The organism is Billgrantia campisalis (assembly GCF_022341425.1).
GTDB lineage: Bacteria > Pseudomonadota > Gammaproteobacteria > Pseudomonadales > Halomonadaceae > Halomonas > Halomonas campisalis.
The window spans coordinates 393,929-417,123 of record NZ_JABFUC010000001.1 but is presented as its reverse complement, the minus strand read 5'-3'; the positions used below and the strand labels follow the sequence as shown (position 1 = coordinate 417,123).

The following is a 23,195-nucleotide window of genomic DNA, read 5'->3' as shown; positions in this document are numbered from 1 at the left end:
AGCCCCTTGATAGAGGATCCTCATGTCCCGGGAAGCCCGTATCGAGCGACTGCTCGAGTTTCTGACGCGATCCCCCACCCCCTGGCATGCCGTGGCCGCCATGGCCGAACGGCTGGAGGCCGCCGGCTTTCGCCGCCTCGACGAGACCCACCCCTGGCAGCTGGCGCCGGGCGAGCGGGTCTATGTGACGCGCAACGACTCCTCGATCATCGCCCTGCAGCTGCCCGCCGCCGGGCTTTCGGCGCTGCGCATGATCGGCGCTCACACCGACAGCCCCGGGCTGCGGCTCAAGCCCAATGCCGCCCAGACCGCCGCCGGCTGGCTGCAGCTGGGGGTGGAGGTCTACGGCGGGGCGCTGCTGGCGCCCTGGTTCGACCGCGACCTGGGGATCGCCGGCCGGATGCACGTTCGCCATCCCGACGGGCGCCTGGAGGGAGTGCTGCTGACGGTCGACCGGGCGGTGGCCATCGTGCCCAGCCTGGCGATCCATCTGGATCGGGAGGCCAACAATGGCCGGGTGATCAACGCTCAGACGGAGATGGCGCCGGTCCTGCTGCAGGGCGGTGACGCTCCCGACCTGGAGCGCCTGCTTGCCGGTTGGCTGGCGGAACAGCATGGCCTGGATGGCGTCGAGATACTCGATTTCGAGCTGGCCTTCCATGATACGCAACCCCCGGCGCGCGTCGGCGTCGCGGGCGAGCTGATCGCCGGCGCCCGGCTCGACAACCTGCTCTCCTGCTTCATCGGGCTCGAGGCGCTGCTGGAGAGCGACGGTTCCCAGGGGGCGGTGCTGGTGGCCAATGACCACGAGGAGGTGGGCAGCGCCAGCGCCTGCGGTGCCCAGGGGCCCTTCCTCGGCGATGTACTCCGGCGGGTCAATGCGCAGCTCGGCGAGGCCGGTGACGAGGGCTTCATTCGCCTGGTCCAGGCCTCGCGCATGATCTCCTGCGACAATGCCCATGCGCTGCACCCCAATTTCCGCGACAAGCACGATGCCGCTCATGGGCCGGCGCTCAACGGCGGGCCGGTGATCAAGGTCAACGCCAACCAGCGCTATGCCACCAACAGTGCCACCGCGGCGCTGTTCCGCGACCTGTGCCGCGAGGCCGAAGTGCCGGTGCAGACCTTCGTGACCCGGGCCGATATGGGCTGCGGCAGCACCATCGGGCCGATCACCGCCACCGAGCTGGGCGTGCCGACGCTGGACGTGGGGGTGCCTCAGTGGGCCATGCACTCGATCCGCGAGACAGCCGGCAGCCAGGACGTGGAGCACCTGACCCGCGCGCTGGTGGCCTTCGTCAATCGCGCCGAGCTGGCCTGAGCCACGTAGGGGAGAGGCGAGGGGAGCAGGTCGAAGAGGAGGTCCTACGCCAGGGGTGAGAAGCACTGCTTCGAACGGGCTGGCCATGGATGGCCAGCACCGGTCCTGCAAGCGGAGCAGGACGCGAGAGCGAAGCAGGGCGTCGGTAGCGTACAGGGATGTATTCACAGCGCCTCCTCGCAGGCCTGCTCCCGGAGTATGAATCGCGTGGATGCTTGCCATAAAAAAAACCCGGCGCCAAAGGCGCCGGGTTTTTTTGAATGCTTGGTGGCTACGCCCTGATTCGAACAGGGGACCCCATCATTATGAGTGATGTGCTCTAACCAGCTGAGCTACGTAGCCGTTGCAACGGGGGCGAAGTTTACGGTCTTGCCCCACGTTCGTCAAGCACTTGGCGCCGTTCCGTTCTTAGACATTGAACCGGAAGTGGATGACGTCGCCGTCCTGGACCACATACTCCTTGCCTTCCAGCCGCCACTTGCCGGCATCCTTGGCGCCCTGCTCGCCGCCCAGGGCGACGAAGTCGTCATAGGCGATGACTTCCGCGCGGATAAAGCCCTTCTGGAAGTCGGTGTGGATCACCCCGGCCGCCTCGGGGGCGGTGGCGCCCACCTTGACCGTCCAGGCGCGCACCTCCTTGACCCCGGCGGTGAAGTAGGTCTGCAGGTCGAGCAGGGCGTAGCCGGCGCGAATCACCCGGTCCAGCCCCGGCTCCTCCATGCCCATCTCGTCGAGGAACATGGCGCGCTCGTCATCGTCGAGCTCGGCGATCTCGGCCTCGATCTGGTTGCACACCGGCACCACCACGGCGCCTTCCTCGGCGGCGATCTCGCGCACCACGTCCAGGTAGGGGTTGTCGCCGAAGCCATCTTCATTGACGTTGGCGATGTACATGGTGGGCTTGAGGGTCAGGAAGCCGAAGCTCTTGAGCTGCTTTTTCTCGTCGTCGTCGAGGCCGAAGCTGCGCAGCGGCTGGCCCTCGGCCAGATGGGGCTGGATGCGCTCCAGGATCGCCTTGGTGGCGATGGCCTCCTTGTCGCCGCCCTTGGCCACGCGCACCAGGCGCTGGATGGCCCGCTCGACGGTGTCGAGGTCGGCCAGCGCCAGCTCCATGTTGATGATCTCGATGTCGGCCCGCGGGTCGACCTGGTTGGCCACGTGGATGACGTTGTCGTTGTCGAAGCAGCGCACCACGTGGGCGATGGCCTGGGTCTCGCGGATATTGGCCAGGAACTTGTTGCCGAGCCCCTCGCCCTTGGAGGCGCCCGCCACCAGCCCGGCGATGTCGACGAACTCCATGGTGGTGGGCAGCACCTTCTGGGGCTTCACGATCTCGGCCAGCTTGTCGAGGCGCGGGTCGGGCATCGGCACGATGCCGACATTGGGCTCAATGGTGCAGAAGGGGAAGTTTTCGGCATCGATGCCGGACTTGGTCAAGGCGTTGAACAGGGTGGACTTGCCGACGTTGGGCAGGCCGACGATACCGCAGTTGAAACCCATGGAAATCTTCCTGGAAAGCGAGTTCGAGAATGGCGAATGGCCGGTATTCTACGGGAAGGGGATTTCGGCGCCCAGCGCTCGCTCACCCCTTGAAGCTGTGCAGTCGGCTCATGGCTCGCGCCCAGTCGCCGCTAACGGCCAGCGGCAGGGTGGCCAGGCACTCGTCGATGGCCGCCTCGATGGCGGCGAGCTCGGCCTTGCCGGGGCGACCCAGCACATAGTTCGTCACCTGGCGGGCCTCGCCGGGGTGGCCGATGCCGATGCGCAGGCGATGAAAGGACCTGTCGTTGCCCAGTGCGCTGATGGTGTCGCGCAGCCCGTTGTGGCCGCCGTGGCCGCCGCCGGTCTTGTAGCGGGCGGTGCCCGGGGCGATGTCCAGCTCGTCGTGGGCCACCAGCAGCTCGCCCGGGGCGATCTTGAAGAACTGGCACAGCGCCGCCACGGCCGCGCCGCTGCGGTTCATGAAGGTGGCGGGTTCGAGCAGGTGGAGGTCGTGGCCGTCGAGTTGGACCTTGGCGTAGCGGCCGAGAAACTTCTTCTCCGGGCGCAGCTCGGTGTTCGCCCGGCGCGCCAACGCTTCCACCACCCAGGCGCCGGCATTGTGGCGGGTGGCGGCGTAGTCGGGGCCGGGGTTGCCCAGCCCGATGATTGCCTTGAGCTCGCTCATGGCCTGCCTCCAAAAAAAATCAAGCGCCGGGGCGCTTGATCACAACGGGGAGGGCCGTGCCGGGCACGGCCCCGAAGCGGGCGCGATTACTCGCCCTGGTCCTCGCCTTCTTCGCCCTCGGCGGCTTCGCCTTCCTCGCCACCGCCGCGAACCTTGGGCTTGGTGATGCTGAGGATGGCGTTGTCGTGGTCCTCACCGTGGGTCAGGTCGACCAGGGTCACGCCGGCCGGCACCTTGAGGTCGGAGAGGTGCAGGGTGGTGCCCAGCTCGACGTCGGCGATGTCGACTTCCAGGAAGTCGGGCAGGTCCTTGGGCAGGCAGCTGATCTGGATCTCGTTGGAGAGTACGTGCAGCTCGCCGCCCTCGTCCTTGATGCCCTTGGACTTCTCTTCGCCCACCACATGCAGGGGCACGTTGATGGTGATCTCGTGGGTGGCATCCACGCGCAGGAAGTCGGCATGGGTGACCAGCGGCTTGTAGGGGTGGCGCTGCAGGTCACGCACCACCACCTGCTCGCTCTTGCCGTCGATGACCAGGTTGATCACCGACGAGAAGAAGGACTCGCTCTCGATCGCCTTGTAGAAGGCGGACTTCTCGACGGAGACCGGCTGGGGGGCCTGCTCACCGCCATAGACGATGGCCGGCACCTGGAGGTTCGCACGACGCAGGCGGCGGCTCGCACCTTTCCCCAGGTCGTTACGAACGCTGGCATTGAGTGTGAAATCGGACATGGTATTGCCTCTTGCTGGAGAGTAAGGAGTGGGCTGCGGCCCGCGACCTGACCGCAGCGCTCCTGAAAGCCCCGGAGGGCCGTTTACCGGCGCCGGTTGCCGAGTGCTGTGACTCAGTGGAACATGGCGCTGACGGATTCTTCGTTGCTGACCCGGCGGATCGCCTCGGCGATCAGGCCCGCCACGCTGAGCTGGCGGATCTTGCCGCTGCGGCGGGCAATGTCGGACAGCGGAATGGTATCGGCGACGACGACTTCATCGAGCACCGAGTTGGTGATGTTGTCCACCGCCGGACCGGAGAGGATCGGGTGGGTGGCGTAGGCCACCACGCGGCGCGCGCCGTGGGCCTTGAGGGCGTCGCCGGCCTTGCACAGCGTGCCGGCGGTGTCGATCATGTCGTCCACCACCACGCAGGTGCGGTTCTCGATTTCGCCGATGATGTGCATCACCTGGGCCTGGTTGGCCTGGGGGCGGCGCTTGTCGATGATCGCCAGGTCGGCATTGAGCTGCTTGGCGATGGCGCGGGCGCGTACCACGCCGCCCACGTCTGGCGAGACCACCACCAGATCATCGTAATTCTGACGCTCGATGTCGTCGAGCAGGATCGGCGAGCCGTAGACGTTGTCCACCGGCACGTCGAAGAAGCCCTGGATCTGGTCGGCGTGCAGGTCCATGGTCATGACTCGGTCGACGCCGGCCTTGACCATCATGTCGGCGACCACCTTGGCCGAGATGGGCACGCGGGCGGAGCGCACCCGGCGATCCTGGCGGGCATAGCCGAAGTAGGGCACCACGGCGGTGATCCTTGCGGCGGAGGCCCGGCGCAGGGCGTCCACCATCAGGATCAGCTCGAGCAGGTTGTCGTTGGTCGGTGCGCAGGTGGATTGCAGGATAAAGACGTCCTTGCCACGAACGTTCTCGTTGATCTCGACCGCGATCTCGCCGTCGCTGAACTGACCGACCGTGGCGTTCCCCATGCGGGTGTCCAGGCTATCGGCGACCTTCTGGGCGAGTTCGGGATTGGCATTCCCGGCAAAAACCATCAATTTCGACACGCGCATCCACCTATGCAGTGTTGGGGGTCATTCGGGGGTCCGGCTCCTGGCCGGAAGCGGCCGTCATGCGTGAGGCCCGGTGGGGCGCCAGCGTCATCGACCCAGGGCAGCATGTAGCGGGGAGAGATTGGCGCCGCGAGCCGTGAAGGCCGTGAAGTGCCCGGGCAGGTCGGCGGCGATTCGCTGCGCTTCGGCCTGCGTGTCGGTCCAGGCAAAGATGCAGGCGCCGGTACCGGTCAGCATGGTCGGAGCCCGAGCGCCGAGCCAGTCGAGTGCCTCGGCGACCTGTGGATAGAGTGACCTGACCGTGGCCTCGCAGTCGTTGCGCCAGCTGGGCGCTCCCCCCTGCAGTGCGCGCGCCATGGTAATCGGGGGGGTGTCGCGTGTCAATTGTGCCGCCCCGAACACCGCCGGGGTGGCGACCGGAATGCCGGGATGCACCACCAGGAACCAGGGGGTGTCGAGCTCGACGGGGACGAGGTGCTCGCCGATTCCCTCCGCCCAGGCGGCGTGACCGTGGACGAAGACCGGCACGTCGGCGCCCAGCCGCAGGCCGAGCTCGGCTAGGGCGTCGAGCCCCAGGTCGAGCCGCCACAGCCGGTCGAGGCCGAGCAGGGCGGTGGCGGCGTTGGAGCTGCCGCCGCCGAGCCCGCCTCCCATGGGTAGGCGCTTGGTCAGGTGGATATCGGCACCCCGCCGGCAGCCGGTCTCGGCCTGCAGCAGCCGGGCGGCGCGCACCACCAGGTTGTCTTCGGCGTCAAGACCGGCCAGGGCCGGCGTCAGGCGTATCTCACCGTCCGGGCGGGGCGAGAGGTGCAGGCTGTCGCCGTGGTCGAGGAACTGGAACAGGGTCTGCAGCTCGTGGTAACCGTCCGGCCGACGGCCGACGATATGCAGCATGCGGTTGAGCTTGGCCGGCGCCGGCAGCGCGAGGCTGTCGGCGCGTGTGTTGGAGCCAGTCTCGCAGAGCGAGTCGGAGCGGGTGTCAGGCATTGTCTCGTGGTCAGTCGTCGAGCAGCGGGCGCCAGTCGGTGACCACCAGGGTCACGCGCAGGTCGTCGTAGGTCATGATCAGTCGCCGCGGCAGCCACAGGGACTCGACCAGGCTCCAGTCGCGATAGTCGATCTCCCAGCCATCCTGCGCGAGGCGCTGCGGGAAGCCCAGTTCGTCGCTCTCCAGGCGGTGGTCGCTGGACTCGGCGGGCAGTCCGCGAATCCAGTCGGAGAGGGCGCTGACCGGCAGCGACCAGCCGAGCTGCTGCTGCATCAGGGCCTCGGGGGTTTCGGCCTCGAAGCGGCCCTCGGACGTGGTCAGCGAGAAGCGACCCTCGCGGCCCTCCAGGGTGCTGCGGCCGCTGCCGAAGGGGCCACTGATCAGCAGGCGGTAGTAGTGGGGGTGCTGGCTCCAGTCCAGATTGGCGCTGGTCGATTCCTGGGGGGTGCGCAGCCCGGCCTTACCGGCCAGCATCCAGGTCTGCATCTCGACCAGGCGGTCCTGCTGGGCCTCCCACTGGCCCGCCTGCCGCTCTCTGTCGGGTGCCGGCAGGCGCGGAGCGCAGCCGGCCAGCAGGGTCAGGACCAGGCAGGCCAACAGCAGGCGAAGGGCGGTGGTTTGGGGGGGCATGGTGGCGTCTCGTCGGCTGTGCAGGGTGGTTGGACCGCGGCTCAGGGAGCCAGTTCGGGGATGCGTTCGAGCAGCTCGTCCAACTGGGGACGGTCGTCGTAGCGCTCAAGCGCCTGCTCGAGCCTGGCGTGGGCCTCGTCATGGCGATCCAGTACCCACAGCACTTCGACGAGATGGGCGGCGATCTCCTGGTCGGGCATGGCGGCATAGGCGCGCTCCAGCCAGGGCAGGGCGCGCTCGGGTTCGCCGAGGCGGAAATAGACCCAGCCCAGGCTGTCCATGATGGCGGCATTGCCCGGGTCGAGCTCGTGGGCACGCTCGATCATCTCGCGTGCCTCCTCGAGCCGCCCCTCGATGTTCAGGTCGGCCAGGGTGTAGCCCAGGGCGTTGAGCGCCATGGCGTTGTCCGGGTCATGCTCGATGATGCGGGCCAGGTCGCGCTCCATGGCCTCCACGTCGCCGCTGCGCCAGGCGCGCATGGCGCGCTGGTAGAGCAGCCGTTCGTCGTTCGGGGCGCGGGCGAGCTCGCGGTCGAGCAGGGCGGCGGCTTCCGCTTCCTGTCCCAGTTCGTCGAGCAGCTCCACCTCGAGGCTGACCAGTTCACTGGCGCGTTCCCCGTGGCGCAGCCGTTCGATGCGCAGGAAGGCCCGGGCGTCCAGCAGTCGGTCGTCTTCGATCAGCATCCGGGCGGCGCGCAGCCGGGCCATCAGGAATTCGCTGCCCGGCGCCACCTGGCGATAGTAGAGCAGGGCGTTATCGACCTCGCTCTCCTGCTCGGCGATGGCGCCGAGCAGAAAGTAGACCATGGCGGGCGTGCGCTCATCGCTGACCAGCGGCAGCAGGAGTCGCCGCGCCGGCTCCGGCTGGTTGTTCTCCAGGTAGAGGTTGGCCAGCGCCATGCGCATATCGTGGCCGCCTTCGTGGCGCTCCAGCAGTGCGTCGGTATGTGCCTCTGCGGCGGCCACATTGCCCAGCGCCAGCTCGGCCTGGGCCAGCAGCAGGATGAAGCGTGGATCCTGGGGCGCCACCTCCAGCCCGCGGCGGGCGGCATCGCGGGCGCGCAGGGCCTGGCCGCTGTCCAGCGCCAGCTGGGCGCGGGTCAGCCATAGTGCCGGCAGCTCCGCGTGCTCGCGGGCCAGGGCATCGAGGCGTGCTTCGGCGCGCCGGGTCTGCCCGGTGGCGGCCTCGAGCATGGCCATCGCCAGTTCGGCGTCGTGGCGGGGAGCGCCGTCGGCGGGCCGGGTCAGGTGCTCGGCGAGGCGCTCGCGCAGCGGCAGTAGGTCGGTGTTGGCCTCCAGGGCCCTCTCCACGAAGTTGGTCAGATCGCCGTGCCCCCCGCGTTCCACCAGCTGCAGACGCTGCTCCAGGGCGGCCGTCCAGTCGCCGCGCTGCATGGCCAGGCTGGCCAGCAGGCGGCTGGGAGCCTCCGCCTGCGGGGCAAGGCGCTGCCAGTGTTGCACGACCTCTTCGAGCAGCAGCGGGTCGCTGCTGAAGCGCGCGGCCAGGGTCGCCCGCTCGGCCAGCGCCGGGGAGTGGTAACGCTCGGCCATGTCCCGGTAGCCGCTGGCCGCACGGCGATAGTCGCCGCGCTGACCGGCCAGCTCCGCGGTCAGCAGGGTGGCCAGTCCATCGGCGTCCAGGCCCCGCTCGATGGGAGGCGCCGAATCGAGCGGGTCACCGGTCTCAGCGGGTTGCAGCTGGGGGGGCAGCGCCTGACAGCCCCCCAACAGCAGCGCCAGGCCGAGGCCTGCCAGTCCATGGCGAAGGTGGGGGATCGGGGCGCGAGAGCGGGAGCTTGAGGGCATGCGTATCTCGTTAGGGATGCCGAGCCGCCAGCATACCGGCTCGCGGCCGGTGGGCAAAGGGATCGCCGGCTGTGTTCCGGACAAGGCCAACGTCCTGCCTCTTGTCGTGCGTCAATATTGTGGCCAGTCATGCACATGGCGCTGGGGGGGCAAGGCTGTGGTAGAATCTGGCGCCGCAGAGGCGGGCTTTTTCCGGTGCCGCCTGACGACATCACGCGAAGACGCCTAACGCATGACGCTGCTTGCCCTCGGAATCAATCACAAGACTGCGACCGTCGCGGTGCGCGAACGGGTCGCCTTCACGCCTACCCAGCTGGAGTCGGCGCTCAGTGAGCTGCGCCATATTCCCCAGGTGCAGGAGGCCGCTGTGCTGTCGACCTGCAACCGGACCGAGCTCTACTGCGTGACCGAGGCGAGCGGTGAACGGGTGATTCTCGACTGGCTGAGTCATTTTCACGGCCTGCCGGTGGATGATCTGACCTCCTGCGCCTACCACTATCTCGACAACGACGCCGCCCGCCACCTGATGCGCGTGGCGGTGGGGCTCGACTCCATGGTGCTTGGCGAGCCGCAGATTCTCGGCCAGCTCAAGGAGGCCTATCAGTCAGCGCGCCAGGCGCGCGGGCTGGGCGGTGAGCTGGAGCTGCTGTTCCAGCATACCTTCTCGGTCGCCAAGCAGGTGCGCACCCGCACCGGCATTGGCCAGAACCCGGTATCGGTGGCCTATGCGGCGGTGAGCCTGGCGAGCCGCATCTTCGACGACTTCGGTCGCTCACGCGCGCTGCTGATCGGCGCCGGCGAGACCATCGAGCTGGTCGCCAGGCATCTGCGTGAGGCCGGGGTGCGCGAGATGATCGTCGCCAACCGGACCCGGGAGCGGGCCGAGCTACTGGCCGGCGAGTTCAACGCCGAGGCCATCTCGCTCAACGAGATTCCCACCGCGCTGGAGCGTTCGGACATCGTCATCTCGTCCACCGCGGCGCCGCTGCCGATCCTCGGCAAGGGCATGGCCGAGCGGGCGCTGAAGAAGCGCCGCCACCGGCCGATCTTCATGGTCGATATCGCCGTGCCCCGCGATATCGAACCGGAGGTCGGCGACCTCGACGATGTCTTCCTGTACACCGTGGATGACCTCCACGAGGTGATCCAGGAAAACCGCCGTCATCGCCAGGCCGCGGCCGACCAGGCCGAATCGCTGATCGAGCACGGCGTCGGCGTCTGGCTGCATGAGCGGCGCATTCGCAGCAGCGGCGAGCTGATACGCCGCTATCGCGACCAGGCCGAGAGCCTGCGCGCGCTCTCCGAACGCCAGGCCCTGGCCCGGCTGGCCCGCGGCGAGGATCCGGAGACGGTGATTCGGCTGCTGGCCCACCAGCTGACCAACCGCCTGCTGCATCGCCCCACGGTGGCCATGCGTGAGGCCTCTGGCGGTGAGCGTCGCGACCTGCTGTCCGCCGCCGAGGCGCTGCTGCTCGACCCCCCTTTAACGAAACCCTGACAGGACACGCCATGAAAGCGACCCTGCGCCAGCGTCTCGATGCCTTCGTCGAGCGCTTCGAGGAGCTTGCCGCCCTGCTGGCCGAGCCCGAGGTGATCGCCGATCAGGCCCGCTTCCGCGATTACTCCCGTGAATACGCCGAGCTCGAGCCGCTGGTCGCGGCCTGGCGCGACTATCGCGCCACCGAGGGCGATCTGGAAACCGCCGAGCAGTTGACCGGCGACAGCGACGCCGATATGCGCGAGCTCGCCGAGCTGGAGCGCGACGAGAGCCGCGAGCGGCTCTCGGAACTCGAGGTTCGGCTCAAGCAACTGCTGGTGCCCAAGGACCCGGACGATCAGCGCAATGTCTTTCTCGAGATCCGGGCGGGCACCGGCGGCGACGAGGCGGCGCTGTTCGCCGGCGACCTGTTTCGCATGTACTCCCGCTATGCCGAGAAGCGCGGCTGGAAGGTCGAGGTGATCAGCGCCAGCCACGGCGAACAGGGCGGCTACAAGGAGATCATCTCCCGGGTCAAGGGCGAGGGCGTCTATGCGCGGCTCAAGTTCGAGTCCGGGGCACATCGCGTCCAGCGCGTGCCGGCCACCGAGTCCCAGGGGCGCATCCACACCTCGGCCTGCACGGTGGCGGTGATGCCCGAGGCCGACGCCGTGGGCGATATCGACATCAATTCCGCCGACCTGCGGGTGGATACCTTTCGCTCCAGCGGTGCCGGCGGTCAGCATGTCAACACCACCGACTCGGCCATCCGTATCACCCACCTGCCCAGCGGCGTGGTGGTGGAGTGCCAGGAGGAGCGCAGCCAGCACAAGAACCGCGCCAAGGCGATGTCGCTGCTGGCCGCGCGGCTCAAGCAGGGCGCCGTCGACAGCCAGCGCCAGCAGCAGGCCGATACCCGGCGCTCGCTGGTGGGCTCGGGCGATCGCAGCGAGCGCATTCGCACCTACAACTTCCCCCAGGGCCGCCTCACCGATCACCGCATCAACCTGACGCTCTACAAGCTCGGCGAGGTGGTCAGCGGCGAGCAGCTCGACGAGGTCATCGAGCCGCTGATCCATGAGCATCAGGCCGAGCAGCTGGCGGCCCTGCAGCAGAGCGCCTGATGCGCCTGGATCGGCTACTGGCGCGGGCCGCCGAGCGCCTGGCGGCGGCGGGCTCGCCGAGTGCCCGGCTGGACGCCGAGGTGCTGCTCTGCCATGTGCTGGCGGTCGACCGCACCTGGCTCTACACCTGGGGCGACCGGGAGGCAGCGGGATTCGCCCGGGCCCGCTTCGAGGCGCTGGTGGCGGCGCGCGCGGCGGGCCATCCGGTGGCACACCTCTGCGGCGAACGCGAGTTCTGGGGGCTGACGCTTGCCACCGACCCCAGCACCCTGATTCCGCGACCCGATACCGAGACGCTGGTGGAGGCGGCCCTTGAGCTGGCCGCTGCGCCTCGCGGGCGCCTGCTCGACCTGGGCACCGGCACCGGCGCCATTGCCCTGGCCTTCGCCAGCGAGCGCCCCGGCTGGGCGGTGACCGGGGTCGACCGCGAGCCGCGCGCGGTGGCCCTGGCCGCGGCCAACGCCCAACGCCTGGCGATCGCCAACGCGCGCTTTCTCGAGAGCGACTGGTTCTCGGCCCTCGCCGGAGAGGCCTTCGAGCTGATCGTCGCCAATCCGCCCTACATCGACGTAAGCGACCCTCACCTGGCGCGAGGCGACGTGCGCTTCGAGCCGCGCAGTGCCCTGGTGGCCGATGCCGGCGGTCTGGCCGATCTGCGCCATCTGGCCGCTACCGCGCCGGCCCACCTGGTGCCCGGCGGCTGGCTGGCCATGGAGCATGGCCATGATCAGGCGGCCGCGGTGCGGGCGCTGCTGGGGGCGGCCGGCTATCTCGAGGTGGCGAGCCGTCGCGACCTGTCGGGACATGAGCGGGTGACGCTGGGGCGGGTTTGCGACCCGCGTTGAGTGGGCTTGACTGGAGCCCCTGGGGCTCGCTGTGGTACACCTGTTCAGGAAATAATTCCGATAGTCGGCGTGTTTGTGAGACCGAACACCAGCGGCGGGGAGGATTGCCGCTGTTTTTCAGTTCGATTTGCTGCCGTGCCGACATCTATCATTCATCCTGACCGGTTTGCCCAATACGATAATGAAAGCCAAGACCCGCTCGCTCGACCGTATCGACCTCAAGATCCTGCGCTGTCTGCAGGAGAATGCCCGCATCTCCTACGTGGACCTGGCCGCTCAGGTCGGACTCTCCACCACCCCCTGCCTGGAGCGTGTCAAGCGTCTCGAGCGGGCAGGGGTGATCCGCGGCTACAAGGCGGTGCTCGATCCCCGCGCCCTGAAGGCCAATCTGCTGGTGTTCGTGGAGATCAGCCTGGAGACCCAGTCGCCGGCGGTATTCGATGAGTTTCGTCGCGCCGTGGCCCGGCTGCCGCAGATCCAGGAGTGCCACCTGGTGTCGGGGCAGTTCGACTATATTCTCAAGTGCCGCATCCCCGAGATGTCGGCCTACCGCCAGCTGCTCGGCGACGTGGTGCTGACCCTGCCGGGCGTCAAGGAGTCCAAGAGCTATGTGGTGATGGAGGAGGTCAAGGAGGAGTTCTCCCTCTATGTGCCCGACATCGAGGAGCTCGACGGCAAGTGATCACGATGAACGATGAGGCGCTGCTGCGCTACAGCCGGCAGATCATGCTCGAATCGATCGACATCGTCGGCCAGGAGCGGCTGCTCGCCTCCCGGGCGCTGGTGGTGGGGGCCGGCGGCCTGGGCTCGCCGGTGGCGCTCTACCTGGCTGCCGCCGGGGTGGGGCACCTGACGCTTGCCGATGCCGATGCGGTGGAACTCTCCAACCTGCAGCGCCAGATCGCCCACGGCATGGCCGACCTGGGGCGCAACAAGGCCGACTCCGCCCGGGAGGCGGCGCTGGCGCTCAACCCCGGCTGCGAGATCGCGGTGCTCGATGAGCACCTGGACGGCGCGGCCATGGAGGCCGCGGTGGCGGCCGCCGATCTGGTGCTGGACTGCACCGACCGCTTCTCCAGCCGCTATGCGATCAATGCCGCCTGCCGCCGCGCGGGCGTGCCGCTGGTTTCCGGGGCGGCGATTCGCTTCTCCGGGCAGCTGGCCGTCTTCGACCCGCGCGACACCGAGTGCCCCTGCTACGCCTGCCTCTATCCGCCGGACGGCAGCGGCGACGAAGCGCTCTCCTGTGCGGAGAGCGGCGTGGTAGCGCCGCTGGTGGGGCTGATCGGCAGCTTTCAGGCGCTCGAGGCGATCAAACTGCTCAGCGGCGCCGGGACGCCCCACCGCGGGCTCTCCACCTTCGATGGTCTGAGCGGACAGTGGCGCCACTTTCGCGTTCCCCGCGACCCGGCCTGTCCGGTCTGCGCGGCGTCCTGAGCCCGCCGGGGCCCGCGTTTGGCGGCTCGGCCGCGGCCTTCCATGGCGAGCCCTGATGGCCCAAGACTTGAATGCTCGGCGCAACGGGAGGGTCCCATGAAAGATCTGGAAAGCTGGCTCAAGGAGCGCAACATCACCGAAGTGGAGTGCCTGGTCAGCGATATCACCGGCATCGCCCGGGGCAAGATTACGCCGGTCTCCAAGTTCGTGGCCGAGAAGGGCATGCGCCTGCCCGAGAGCGTGCTGCTGCAGACCGTGACCGGCGACTACGTGGACGATGACATCTACTACTCGCTGCTCGATCCTGCCGACATCGACATGCTGTGCCGGCCGGACCCGGCCGCCATCTACCCGGTGCCCTGGGCGCTGGAGCCCACCGCCCAGGTGATTCACGACTGCCATGACAAGCGGGGCAATCCCATCGAGCTCTCCTGTCGCAACCAGCTCAAGCGGGTGCTGGCGCTCTATGCGGCCCAGGGCTGGAAGCCGATCGTGGCCCCGGAGATGGAGTTCTACCTGACCAAGCGCTGCGAGGACCCGGACCTGCCGCTGCAGCCGCCCATCGGGCGCAGCGGGCGTCAGGAGACCGGCCGCCAGTCCTTCTCCATCGATGCCGCCAACGAGTTCGACCCGCTGTTCGAGGACATGTACGACTGGTGCGAGGCCCAGGGGCTGGATATCGATACCCTGATCCACGAGGAGGGCACCGCCCAGATGGAGATCAACTTCCGTCACGGCGACCCGCTCGAACTGGCCGACCAGGTCTTCCTATTCAAGCGTACCCTGCGCGAGGCGGCGCTCAAGCACGATGTGGCCGCCACCTTCATGGCCAAGCCGGTGACCAACGAGCCGGGAAGCGCCATGCATATCCACCAGAGCGTGGTCGATGTCGAGACCGGGCGCAGCGTGTTCGCCAACGACGACGGCGGCATGAGCCAGCTGTTTCTGCACCATATCGGCGGCCTGCAGCGCTATATTCCCGAGGCGCTGCCGCTGATGGCGCCCAACGTCAACTCCTTCCGCCGTTTCCTGCCCGACACCTCGGCGCCGGTCAACGTCGAGTGGGGCGAGGAGAATCGCACCTGTGGCCTGCGCGTCCCCGATTCTTCCGCGCAGAACCGCCGCATCGAGAATCGCCTGCCGGGCGCCGATGCCAACGCCTACCTGGCCATTGCCGGCAGCCTGCTGTGCGGCTATCTCGGCATGGTACATGGGCTCAATCCCTCGGCGCCGGTGCAGGGACGCGCCTTCGAGCGACGCAACATGCGCCTGCCCTTTACCCTGGAGCAGGCGCTGGAGCGCATGGAGCACTGCAGCGAGCTACAGCGCCATATGGGGCAGCGGTTCGTGACCGGCTACGTGGCGGTGAAGCGGGTGGAGAACGAGAACTATAAGCGAGTGATCAGCTCCTGGGAGCGGGAGTTTCTGCTGCTGAGCGTCTAGGCTGCCTGCCGCTTGCCAACTTTTCGGACCAGGCTTAAAACAGCCCGGTGATCTCGCCGTTGGCGTCGACGTCGATGTGCGCCGCGGCGGGGTCGGCGCCCAGGCCCGGCATGGTGCGGATATCGCCGCACAGGGCGTAGACGAAGCCGGCGCCGGCGGAGAGCCGCACCTCGCGCACCGGCAGGGTCCAGCCCTCGGGCGCGCCGGGCCGGGTAGCATCCGCGGTGAGCGACAGGTGGGTCTTGGCGACGCATACCGGCAGCCGGCCGTGACCCTGCTGCTGGTAGGCGTCGAGCTGGCGGCGGGCCTCGGGGCTGAAGGCCACGTCGGCGGCGCCGTAGATCCGGGTGGCGATGCGCTCGATCTTGGCGTCCAGGGGCATCTCGTCGGGGTAGAGAAAGCGGAAGCCGTTCCCGGCTTCGTCGGCCACGTCGATGGCCTCGATCAGCGCCTCGGCCAGTTCCACCGCGCCGGCGCCGCCGTCGCGGACATGGGTCGAGACGGCGGCGCTGACCCCGGCCTTCCGGGCGATGTCGACGATGGCTGCGTGTTCGCTGGCGAAGTCGCTCGGGAAGGCGTTGATCGCCACCACCGGGGTGACGCCGTGGGCGCGGATGTTGTCGATCTGCTTGAGCAGGTTGGACGCCCCGGCCCGCACGTCCTCGGGGCTTTCCGCCTGCATGCCCTCGGGCAGCGGCCTGCCGGGGGTCACCGCGTAGCGTCCGGAGTGGTACTTCAGGGCCCGCACGGTGACCACCAGCACCGCCGCATCCGGTACCAGGCCCGAGGCGCGGCACTTGATGTTGAAGAAGCGCTCCGCCCCCATGTCCGCGCCGAAGCCCGCCTCGGTGACCAGGAAGTCGCTGCCGTGCAGGCCGATGCGGTCGGCCAGTATCGAGGAGTTGCCGTGGGCGATATTGCCGAAGGGCCCGGTGTGGATCAGCGCCGGGGCGTGCTCCAGGGTCTGCAGCAGGTTGGGCTTGATCGCCTCCTTGAGCAGGGCGGTCATGGCACCGGCGGCGCCGATCGCCTCGGCGGTCACCGCCTCCCCCTGGCGGGTCTGGCCCACCACGATGCGTCCCAGGCGGCGGCGCAGGTCCACCACCGAGTCGGCCAGGGCGAGCACCGCCATGACCTCGGAGGCGGCGGTGATCTCGAAGCCGCTCTGGCGGGTGACGCCGTCGGCGCGGGGGCCGAGCCCGATGACGATCCGGCGCAGGGCGCGGTCGTTGAGGTCCATCACCCGCGGCCAGCACACGCTCTCGGGGTCCAGGTCGACCCCGCGGCCATGGTAGAGGTGGCTGTCGATCATGGCGGCGAGCAGGTTGTGGGCGGCGGTCACCGCGTGGATGTCGCCGGTCAGGTGCAGGTTGATGCGCTCCATCGGCACCACCTGGCTGTAGCCGCCGCCGGCAGCGCCGCCCTTGAGCCCCAGGGTCGGGCCCAGGGAGGGCTGGCGCAGGGTCACGGTGGCGGTATGGCCGCGCTGCTGCAGGCCCTGGACCAGGCCGATGGCGGTGGTGGTCTTGCCCTCGCCGAGCGGAGTGGGGGTGATCGCCGAGACCACCACGTAGCGCCCCCTGGGCCGTGCGGCCAGGGCATCCACGGCGGAGAGGTCCAGCTTGGCGATGCCGCGGCCATAGGGCTCCACCGCCTCCCCGGGAAGTCCCAGGCGGTGGGCGATCTCCTCGATCGGCCACAGCCGTGCGCCGCGGGCGATGTTGAGGTTGTCGGGCAGCCGCGGCTGCGTCGGCTGGATATCGGGGGAATGCGTCGCCATCGCCCTGCCTCCTGAAGTGTCGATCCGCGCGTCGTATGACCGTACGCCCAGTATTCGCGCTGCCGCTCGTTCGGGTTTGCGTGCCGGCGTCGGGCGGCGTCGTCGCAGCGACAGTCGCCGGGTCGAGGGCGCAGGCATGCGCTATTTGACTCTCGGCCCTGGCGTTGGTTGGCGCAACTATCGCGATGCATCGGTTGTCGGTAATCTTAGTTTGACTGATACCCAGCCTGAGGAGGTCCCATGGCTCCCGCTGCCGCGCCGTCACCTGACAAGCGCAATATCGGCTTCCTGCTGGTTCCGGGGTTCTCCCAGCTGGCCTTCTCCGCGGCGCTGGAGCCGCTGCGCATGGCCAACCACCTCAGCGACCGGCCCCTCTATGCCTGGCACCTGGTGAGTCGCGACGGCGCCCCGGTGCGCGCCAGCAGCGGTCTGGCGACGGCGGCGGATCACGCCATGGCCGATGCCCCGGCGCTGGACCTGCTGCTGGTGTGTGCCGGCGTCGAGGTTCAGGACCACTGCGAGCGCGACACGCTCGTCTGGCTGCGCCGGCTCGCCGCGGGCCGCACGCCCCTGGGGGCGGTCTGCACCGGCGGCTATGTGCTCGCCAAGGCGGGGCTGCTCGACGGCTATCGCTGTACCCTGCACTGGGAGCATTTTTCGAGCATCCAAGAGGCGCTGCTGTTTCCGGCGGTGACCTTCACCACGGAGCTGTTCGTGCTGGATCGCGACCGCTACACCAGCTCCGGCGGGATCGCCCCGCTGGACATGATGCTGACCCTGATCGCTCGCCAGCAGGGGCTGGAGCTGGCCGAGGCCATCGCCGAGGAGTTCATCCACGAGCGGATTCGCGGAACCGGGGATCACCAGCGTCTGCCGCTGCGGGTGCGCCTGGGGCATAGCCATCCCAAGCTGGAGGAGGTCGCCACCCTGATGGAGGCCAACCTCCAGGAGCCGCTCTCCCTGGACGAACTGGCGAGCTATGCCGATCTGTCGCGGCGCCAGCTGGAGCGGCTGTTCCAGCGCTACGTCGACTGCCCGCCGCTGAAGTACTACCTGGAGCTGCGCCTGGCGCGGGCCCGGCTGCTGCTGCGCCAGACCCATATGCCGATCACCGAGGTGGCGCTGGCCTGCGGGTTCATTTCCCCGCCCCACTTCTCCAAGTGTTACCACGACCGCTTCGGGCATTCGCCGAGCGGGGAGCGCAAGCGCCGCCGCGACCGTCAGCCCGACGAATCCGAGGTCGCGCCCCAGGCCGGTCCAGCCCAGGACGCGCCGCAGGGCGAGCGCTGAGGGCGATCGGCGTGGCGGCCTTGGCGGGTCAGCTCTTGGGTCGCTGGTTATCGGGGTCGTAGAGGGCCCGGTAGCCCACGGCTTCGACCCGGAGCGGGTAGTGCTCGCCGAAGTACTCCATGCTCAGGGTATGACCGACCCGGGCGTGCTCCACCGGCAGGTAGCCCAGGGCGATGATCTCGCCCACCGAGGGGCCGTAGGCGATGCTGGTCACGTAGGAGCGCCGCCCCAGGGCGTCCACCAGCACCTCGCCGCTGGCCGGGTCGAGGATCGGCGAATGCCCCACCGGGTAGCGGGCCACGCCCAGGGCGTCCCGGTGTTCGCGCAGGGTCAGGGTGCACAGGTAGGCGGGCTGTCGTTCCCGGTTGCGCTGCTCCAGGTGGGCGGCCTTGCCGTGAAAGTCGGCGGGCTTGACCCGGGGCCGGGCCAGGCCCGCTTCCAGGAGGTTGTACTCGGTGAGCAGGTCGACGTTTTGCAGCCGCAGGCTCTTCTCCAGGCGGCGGCTGTTGGCGTAGGTCTCGATGCCCACCGGGATGACGCCCTGCTCGAACAGCAGGTCCCACAGGGCGAGCCCGTAGCTGAAGGGGGTGTAGAGCTCCCAGCCCTGCTCGCCCACGTAGGAGATGCGAAAGGCCCATACCGGCAGCCCCCGCACGCGGATCTCGCGGGCCGTGGCGAAGGGGAAGCGCTCGGGGGAGAGCGCCTGGGGGTCGTCCGCCAGCGCCTGCAGGGTGCGCCGCGCATTGGGGCCCCACAGCCCCAGGGTAGCCAGCCCGTCGGTCCGATCCTCGAGGTGGACGCGATTAAGCCCCCGGTCCTCGGCCATGCGGGTGATCCAGACCCGGTCGCGGGGGCCGGTGTCGCCGCCGCAGATGACTCGGAAGGTGTCGGGTGCCAGGCGCACGATGGTCAGGTCTGAGTGGACGCCGCCGAAGGCGTCCAGGAAGTGGGTGTAGACCCCCTTGCCCGGCGGCGTGTCGCCCCCCACCTTGGCCACCGAGAGATACTCCAGCAGCGCCTCGGCGTCGGGGCCAGTGAGGTCGTAGATGGCGAAGTGGGAGAGGTTGATCATGCCCACGTCCTCGCTCAGGGCGAGGTGCTCGGCGTTGGAGACCCACCAGAAGTGTCGGGCGTCCCACTCGTTGGGGCGCTCGGGAATGCGCTCGGCGTAGCGGCTCAGCCGGGACTCGTTGGCCGCATAGCCGTGGGCCCGCTCCCAGCCCGCGGTCTCCATGAAGTAGCCGCCGAGCTCCTTCTCCCGGGGCCAGAAGGGGCCGCGCCGCAGGTTGCGGCCGGTCTCGAAGGGCTCGCGGGGGTGGACCGGCGGGTCGTAGATCTTGCAGGCGATCTCGCGGCAGCGTCCCAGCACGTAGTCCGGCGTCTTCTGCACCGGATAGAAGCGGGCGATATCGATGCCGTGAGGGTCGAGCTCGGTACGGCCCTGGGTGATCCAGTCGGCTAGCACCTTGCCCATCCCCGGGCCATCCTTGACCCAGACCGCCTCGCAGAACCAGAGCCCGCGGGTCTCCGGGGATTCGCCGATCAGCGAGCCGCCGTCGACCGTGACCGACAGCAGGCCGTTGAAGGAGTGCTTCTCGTCCCAGCCCAGCTCGCCGAGCACCGGGGTCAGCTCCACGGCCCGGGGGAAGGCGTCGGCCACCTGGTCGATGTCGAGGTCGCGCATGGAGGGCGACAGCCGCGCCTGGTCGCGCCCAAGGATGTCGCGGGGGTGCACCAGGCGCGGTTGCGTCGGCTCGTAGTAGCCCCACTCGAGCTGGCCGCCCTCGGTGGTGCGGGGGTCGCCGGTGTCGCGCATATAGGCCGAGTTGCCCTGGTCCCGGAGCAGCGGGTAGCCGATCTCGCGGCCGCTGCCGGCGAAAGCGTCGAAGGGGCCGAAGAACATCAAGGGGTGCTCCACCGGCATCAGCGGCAGGGCGGCGCCCCCCATGGCGGCGGGGATCGGTCCCCAGATTCCGGCGGTGACGATCACCAATGGCGTTTCGATATAGCCCCGAGGGGTGTCGACACCGCGCACTCGGCCGTCCTTCACGTCGATATCCAGGGCCGGGGTGTCGGCGAAGACCCGCAGCCGCCCCCCGGCCACCGCCTCCTCGATCAGCTCGCCGGCCACCTGCTGGGAGCGCGGCACCACCAGGCCGGCGTCCGGGTCCCAGAGGGCGCCCTGGATCAGTTCCCGCTGCAGCAGGGGGAAGCGCTCGACCGCCTCGTCGGGCCCGATCATGCGGGCGTTGGTGCCGAAGGCCTTGCCCGAGGCCACCTTGCGCTTGAGTTCCGCGAGGCGGGCGTCGTCACCGACCCGCGCCACCTCCAGGCCGCCGACCCGGCTGTAGTGACCGCGGGCCTCATAGAAGCGGCGGCTATAGGTGGTGGTGTAGCACGACATCGGGTCGTGGGCGGTCATGTAGCAGAAATCGGAGGCGTGGGAGGTGGAGCCGACGTCGGTGGGAATGGCGGAGCTGTCCAGGCCGACGAGGTTCTCCCAGCCCTGCTCGATCAAGTGGTGGGCCACCGAGGCGCCGACGATGCCTCCCTGGCCGATGATCACCGCGTCCGCTCGCTTGGGTAGTGTTGCCATGACCGCTCCCCCGTGGTGACTCGCTGGCCGCGCCAGTCGCGCTGTTACACCCTACTGTAGCCGCAGGAACCGAGCGCCCCGCTATCCTCTGGCGCCCCAGATTTAGCTGGGGGCGACAGTCTGCCGGCGGCTGTCGCCGATACCAAAGTCTTCGACGCCGGTAGCGATACGGCGGCGTGGGGCTGGGCTAGGGTCGAAGACAAGGATCGCCGGCGATGGTGATTCGAGCGTGAATCATGCTGGCACGACACGTAAAGAGGAGTGACCCCCATGTCCCAGCTTGCCGAGCACATCGGGCACAGTCAGGCGGCTCCCGAGATCCTGCTGTATCCCCGGATACGCAAGTCCCCCTTCTTCTATGCTTCCCGGCGCCACGGGGTGCGCAAGTACAGCGTCTACAACCACCACTACCATCCGCGCCTCTACACCGACCCGGTGGACGAGTACTGGGCGCTGGTCCAGGGCGTCACCCTGTGGGACGTGGGTGTGGAGCGTCAGATCGAGATCAGTGGCCCCGACGCCTTCGCCTTCGTCCAGCGCCTGGTCCCCCGTGACATGCGCCAGTGCCAGGTGGGGCAGTGCAAGTACGTCTTCGTCACCGCCCCCGACGGCGGCATCATCAACGACCCGGTGCTGCTGCGCATCGAGGAGAACCGCTTCTGGCTCTCGCTGGCCGACAGCGACGTGATGCTGTGGTGCCAGGGGCTGGCCCACGGCTCCGACTTCGATGTCACCATCCGGGAAGTGGACGTGGCGCCGGTGCAGGTGCAGGGCCCCAAGGCCAAGGCGGTAATGGTGGACCTGTTCGGCGAGCGGGTGCTGGAGATGGCCTATTACTACCTCATGGAGGCGACCCTTGACGGCATGTCGGTGGTGATCTCGCGCACCGGCTACTCCGGCGAGATCGGCTACGAGATCTACCTGCGTGATGCCAGCCGTTACGGCGAGGCGCTCTGGCAGCGGGTCTTCGAGGCCGGCCGTCCCCACGGCATGCAGGTGATCGGCCCCTGCCATATCCGCCGCATCGAGGGCGGCATTCTCGCCTTCGGCTGCGACATCTGGTACGACACCAACCCCTTCGAGGTGGGCATGGGCTACGACTGGATGGTCGACCTGCGCGGGGATGACGACTTCATCGGCCGCGCCGCCCTGGAGCGGATCAAGGCCGAGGGGGTGTCGCGCAAGCTGGTGGGGGTGGAGATCGACGGCCCCAGCGTCGGCTACTTCACCGATGGCGCCATGATCGATGTCTTTCCCGTCTTTGATGACACCGGCGAGCGCATCGGCAAGGTGACCTCGGCCACCCATTCGCCGCGCCAGGAGCGCAATGTCGGCTATGCCATGGTGCCGACGGCCCATGCCGAGCTGGGCACGCCGCTGCGCATCGAGGCCAACACCGGCATGCAGGACGCCGTGGTGGTGGCCAAGCCGTTCCACGATCCTACCAAGGATATCCCCAAGGGCTGAGTCCCGCCCGACGGTGGCAGCCGAGCGAGCTGTCACCGTCTGGCGACGCCGGGTCAGCTAATGTGCAAGTGTCGCCTCGGCACTGTTTCCCCAATCCAGGGGGCCTATACTCCTATGGAGGCGGCGCAGGAGGCGCCCCTCGTTCCCGCAACCCTGTTCTGGTCTCACATCTCCCGGAGCCGATGCCATCCATCGGAACGGGCGCCGTGCGATGCGCCAAGAAGCCCCTGGAGGTGACAGATGAGCAAATCGATCGTGGTCGGTACCACCCTGGCCGTATTCGGGCTGGGCGGCTTGGCGCTGGGCGCCTGGCAGGTTCAGCAGCCTGACGAGAGTGCAGCGCAGTTCGCCGAGATCCTCGGCGTCGAGGCGGCGACCCGCAGCGTGGAACGCCCCCGCGAGGTGTGCCAGGACGTGGTGGTGAACCGGGAAGTGCCGGTGGAGGTGCCCGTTGCCCAGTCCGGCCAGGCGGCCGGGAGTCACGACCCGCACCGCATCGTTGGTACTGCGGCGGGCGCCATCGTCGGCGGCCTGCTGGGCAACCAGGTAGGCGGCGGCAGCGGCAAGAAGCTGGCCACGGTGGCCGGTGCCGTGGGCGGGGGCCTGGCCGGCCGCGAGGTGCAGAACCGTGTCGAGGCCCACCAGCACGCCCAGGCGGGGCAGGCCCAGCCCCGTACCCAGACGCAAATGCAGACCCAGAGCGTCACCGAGCGGCAGTGCAATACCGTGATGGAGAGCCATGAGGAGCACCTCGGCTACGACGTCACCTATCGCGTCGACGGCGAGGTCAAGTCGCGCCGCATGGACAGCGCCCCCCAGGCAGAGCGGCTGCCGGTGGTGGAGGGCGAAGTGCAGTGGCAGGCCGCTCTGGATGACGCGCAAAGCGAGGGATAGGCGACCCTCGGGGTCGACCCGGGGGCGTGTTGCCTTGCTTGGCCCGCGCTCAGACCTGACGCATATGAAAGGCCGCCGCCCATGGGCGGCGGCCGCGTTGCTGCGCCAGGCCCGGCTGACGTGAGAGGCAGGCCTGCGG

19 protein-coding genes and 1 tRNA gene are annotated in these 23,195 nt (G+C 68.7%); 10 read left to right on the top strand and 10 right to left on the bottom strand.

The genetic code is table 11. The features are described 5' to 3' along the window. Positions 1-22: 22 nt before the first annotated feature. Positions 23-1,321, top strand: coding sequence for a M18 family aminopeptidase (locus tag HOP52_RS01840; RefSeq protein WP_238975358.1), 1,299 nt, complete (start codon positions 23-25; stop codon positions 1,319-1,321). Positions 1,322-1,586: 265 nt separating this feature from the next. On the opposite strand, the gene HOP52_RS01835 is transcribed toward HOP52_RS01840, so the two are convergent. From HOP52_RS01835 to HOP52_RS01800, 8 genes are all read right to left on the bottom strand, one after another. Then, positions 1,587-1,663, bottom strand: a tRNA-Met gene (locus HOP52_RS01835). A gap of 66 nt (positions 1,664-1,729) precedes the next feature. After that, the gene (gene ychF, locus HOP52_RS01830; RefSeq protein WP_238975356.1) at positions 1,730-2,821 is read right to left on the bottom strand and encodes a redox-regulated ATPase YchF; all 1,092 of its coding nucleotides are present in this window, start codon (positions 2,819-2,821) and stop codon (positions 1,730-1,732) included. An 82-nt stretch (positions 2,822-2,903) separates the two neighbouring features. Then, entirely contained in the window at positions 2,904-3,488 is a 585-nt protein-coding gene (pth, locus tag HOP52_RS01825) for an aminoacyl-tRNA hydrolase (protein ID WP_238975354.1), read from the bottom strand. Positions 3,489-3,574: 86 nt separating this feature from the next. Further along, the gene (locus HOP52_RS01820; protein WP_238975352.1) at positions 3,575-4,219 is read right to left on the bottom strand and encodes a 50S ribosomal protein L25/general stress protein Ctc; all 645 of its coding nucleotides are present in this window, start codon (positions 4,217-4,219) and stop codon (positions 3,575-3,577) included. Between the two features lie 113 nt (positions 4,220-4,332). Then, positions 4,333-5,274, bottom strand: a complete 942-nt coding sequence (locus tag HOP52_RS01815; protein WP_238975349.1) for a ribose-phosphate pyrophosphokinase — start codon at positions 5,272-5,274, stop codon at positions 4,333-4,335. A 93-nt stretch (positions 5,275-5,367) separates the two neighbouring features. Further along, positions 5,368-6,267 carry a 4-(cytidine 5'-diphospho)-2-C-methyl-D-erythritol kinase gene (gene ispE / locus HOP52_RS01810; RefSeq protein WP_238975347.1) on the bottom strand — a complete coding sequence of 300 codons (900 nt, stop codon included), beginning with the start codon at positions 6,265-6,267 and terminating at the stop codon, positions 5,368-5,370. 10 nt (positions 6,268-6,277) lie between these two features. Next, complete coding sequence (gene lolB / locus HOP52_RS01805) at positions 6,278-6,898, bottom strand: lipoprotein insertase outer membrane protein LolB (RefSeq protein WP_238975346.1); 621 nt, start codon at positions 6,896-6,898, stop codon at positions 6,278-6,280. Positions 6,899-6,939: 41 nt separating this feature from the next. Further along, a complete protein-coding gene (locus HOP52_RS01800; protein ID WP_238975345.1) occupies positions 6,940-8,703 on the bottom strand; it encodes a tetratricopeptide repeat protein in 1,764 nt (587 codons plus the stop codon). Between the two features lie 232 nt (positions 8,704-8,935). Here HOP52_RS01800 and hemA point away from each other — a divergent pair, with 232 nt between their 5' ends. The 6 genes from hemA to HOP52_RS01770 all read left to right on the top strand — a co-directional run bounded on the left by hemA (position 8,936) and on the right by HOP52_RS01770 (position 15,029). Beyond that, positions 8,936-10,201 (top strand): glutamyl-tRNA reductase, encoded by a 1,266-nt coding sequence (gene hemA / locus HOP52_RS01795; RefSeq protein WP_238975344.1) that lies wholly within the window; start codon positions 8,936-8,938, stop codon positions 10,199-10,201. A gap of 11 nt (positions 10,202-10,212) precedes the next feature. Further along, positions 10,213-11,304: a peptide chain release factor 1 gene (gene prfA, locus HOP52_RS01790; RefSeq protein WP_238975343.1), complete on the top strand. Its 1,092-nt coding sequence runs from the start codon at positions 10,213-10,215 to the stop codon at positions 11,302-11,304. Then, positions 11,304-12,149, top strand: a complete 846-nt coding sequence (gene prmC / locus HOP52_RS01785) for a peptide chain release factor N(5)-glutamine methyltransferase (RefSeq protein WP_238975342.1) — start codon at positions 11,304-11,306, stop codon at positions 12,147-12,149. The genes prfA and prmC overlap by 1 nt, the downstream gene beginning before the upstream one ends. A gap of 181 nt (positions 12,150-12,330) precedes the next feature. After that, positions 12,331-12,831, top strand: coding sequence for an Lrp/AsnC ligand binding domain-containing protein (locus HOP52_RS01780; protein ID WP_238975341.1), 501 nt, complete (start codon positions 12,331-12,333; stop codon positions 12,829-12,831). Positions 12,832-12,836: 5 nt separating this feature from the next. Continuing rightward, positions 12,837-13,586: a HesA/MoeB/ThiF family protein gene (locus HOP52_RS01775; protein ID WP_238975429.1), complete on the top strand. Its 750-nt coding sequence runs from the start codon at positions 12,837-12,839 to the stop codon at positions 13,584-13,586. A gap of 96 nt (positions 13,587-13,682) precedes the next feature. Continuing rightward, on the top strand, positions 13,683-15,029 hold the full coding sequence (locus tag HOP52_RS01770; protein WP_238975340.1) for a glutamine synthetase family protein: 1,347 nt from the start codon (positions 13,683-13,685) through the stop codon (positions 15,027-15,029). A 34-nt stretch (positions 15,030-15,063) separates the two neighbouring features. Here HOP52_RS01770 and HOP52_RS01765 read toward each other — a convergent pair whose 3' ends face one another. Further along, positions 15,064-16,809: a formate--tetrahydrofolate ligase gene (locus HOP52_RS01765; protein ID WP_238975339.1), complete on the bottom strand. Its 1,746-nt coding sequence runs from the start codon at positions 16,807-16,809 to the stop codon at positions 15,064-15,066. Between the two features lie 240 nt (positions 16,810-17,049). Between HOP52_RS01765 and HOP52_RS01760 the strand changes: the two genes are divergently transcribed. Then, complete coding sequence (locus HOP52_RS01760; RefSeq protein WP_238975338.1) at positions 17,050-18,099, top strand: GlxA family transcriptional regulator; 1,050 nt, start codon at positions 17,050-17,052, stop codon at positions 18,097-18,099. Positions 18,100-18,127: 28 nt separating this feature from the next. Here HOP52_RS01760 and HOP52_RS01755 read toward each other — a convergent pair whose 3' ends face one another. Further along, positions 18,128-20,695 carry a GcvT family protein gene (locus HOP52_RS01755; protein ID WP_238975337.1) on the bottom strand — a complete coding sequence of 856 codons (2,568 nt, stop codon included), beginning with the start codon at positions 20,693-20,695 and terminating at the stop codon, positions 18,128-18,130. A gap of 270 nt (positions 20,696-20,965) precedes the next feature. On the opposite strand from HOP52_RS01755, the gene HOP52_RS01750 reads away from it, so the two are divergent. Next, positions 20,966-22,162 (top strand): glycine cleavage T C-terminal barrel domain-containing protein, encoded by a 1,197-nt coding sequence (locus HOP52_RS01750; protein WP_238975336.1) that lies wholly within the window; start codon positions 20,966-20,968, stop codon positions 22,160-22,162. A gap of 240 nt (positions 22,163-22,402) precedes the next feature. Continuing rightward, a complete protein-coding gene (locus HOP52_RS01745) occupies positions 22,403-23,056 on the top strand; it encodes a glycine zipper 2TM domain-containing protein (RefSeq protein ID WP_238975335.1) in 654 nt (217 codons plus the stop codon). Positions 23,057-23,195 lie beyond the last annotated feature (139 nt).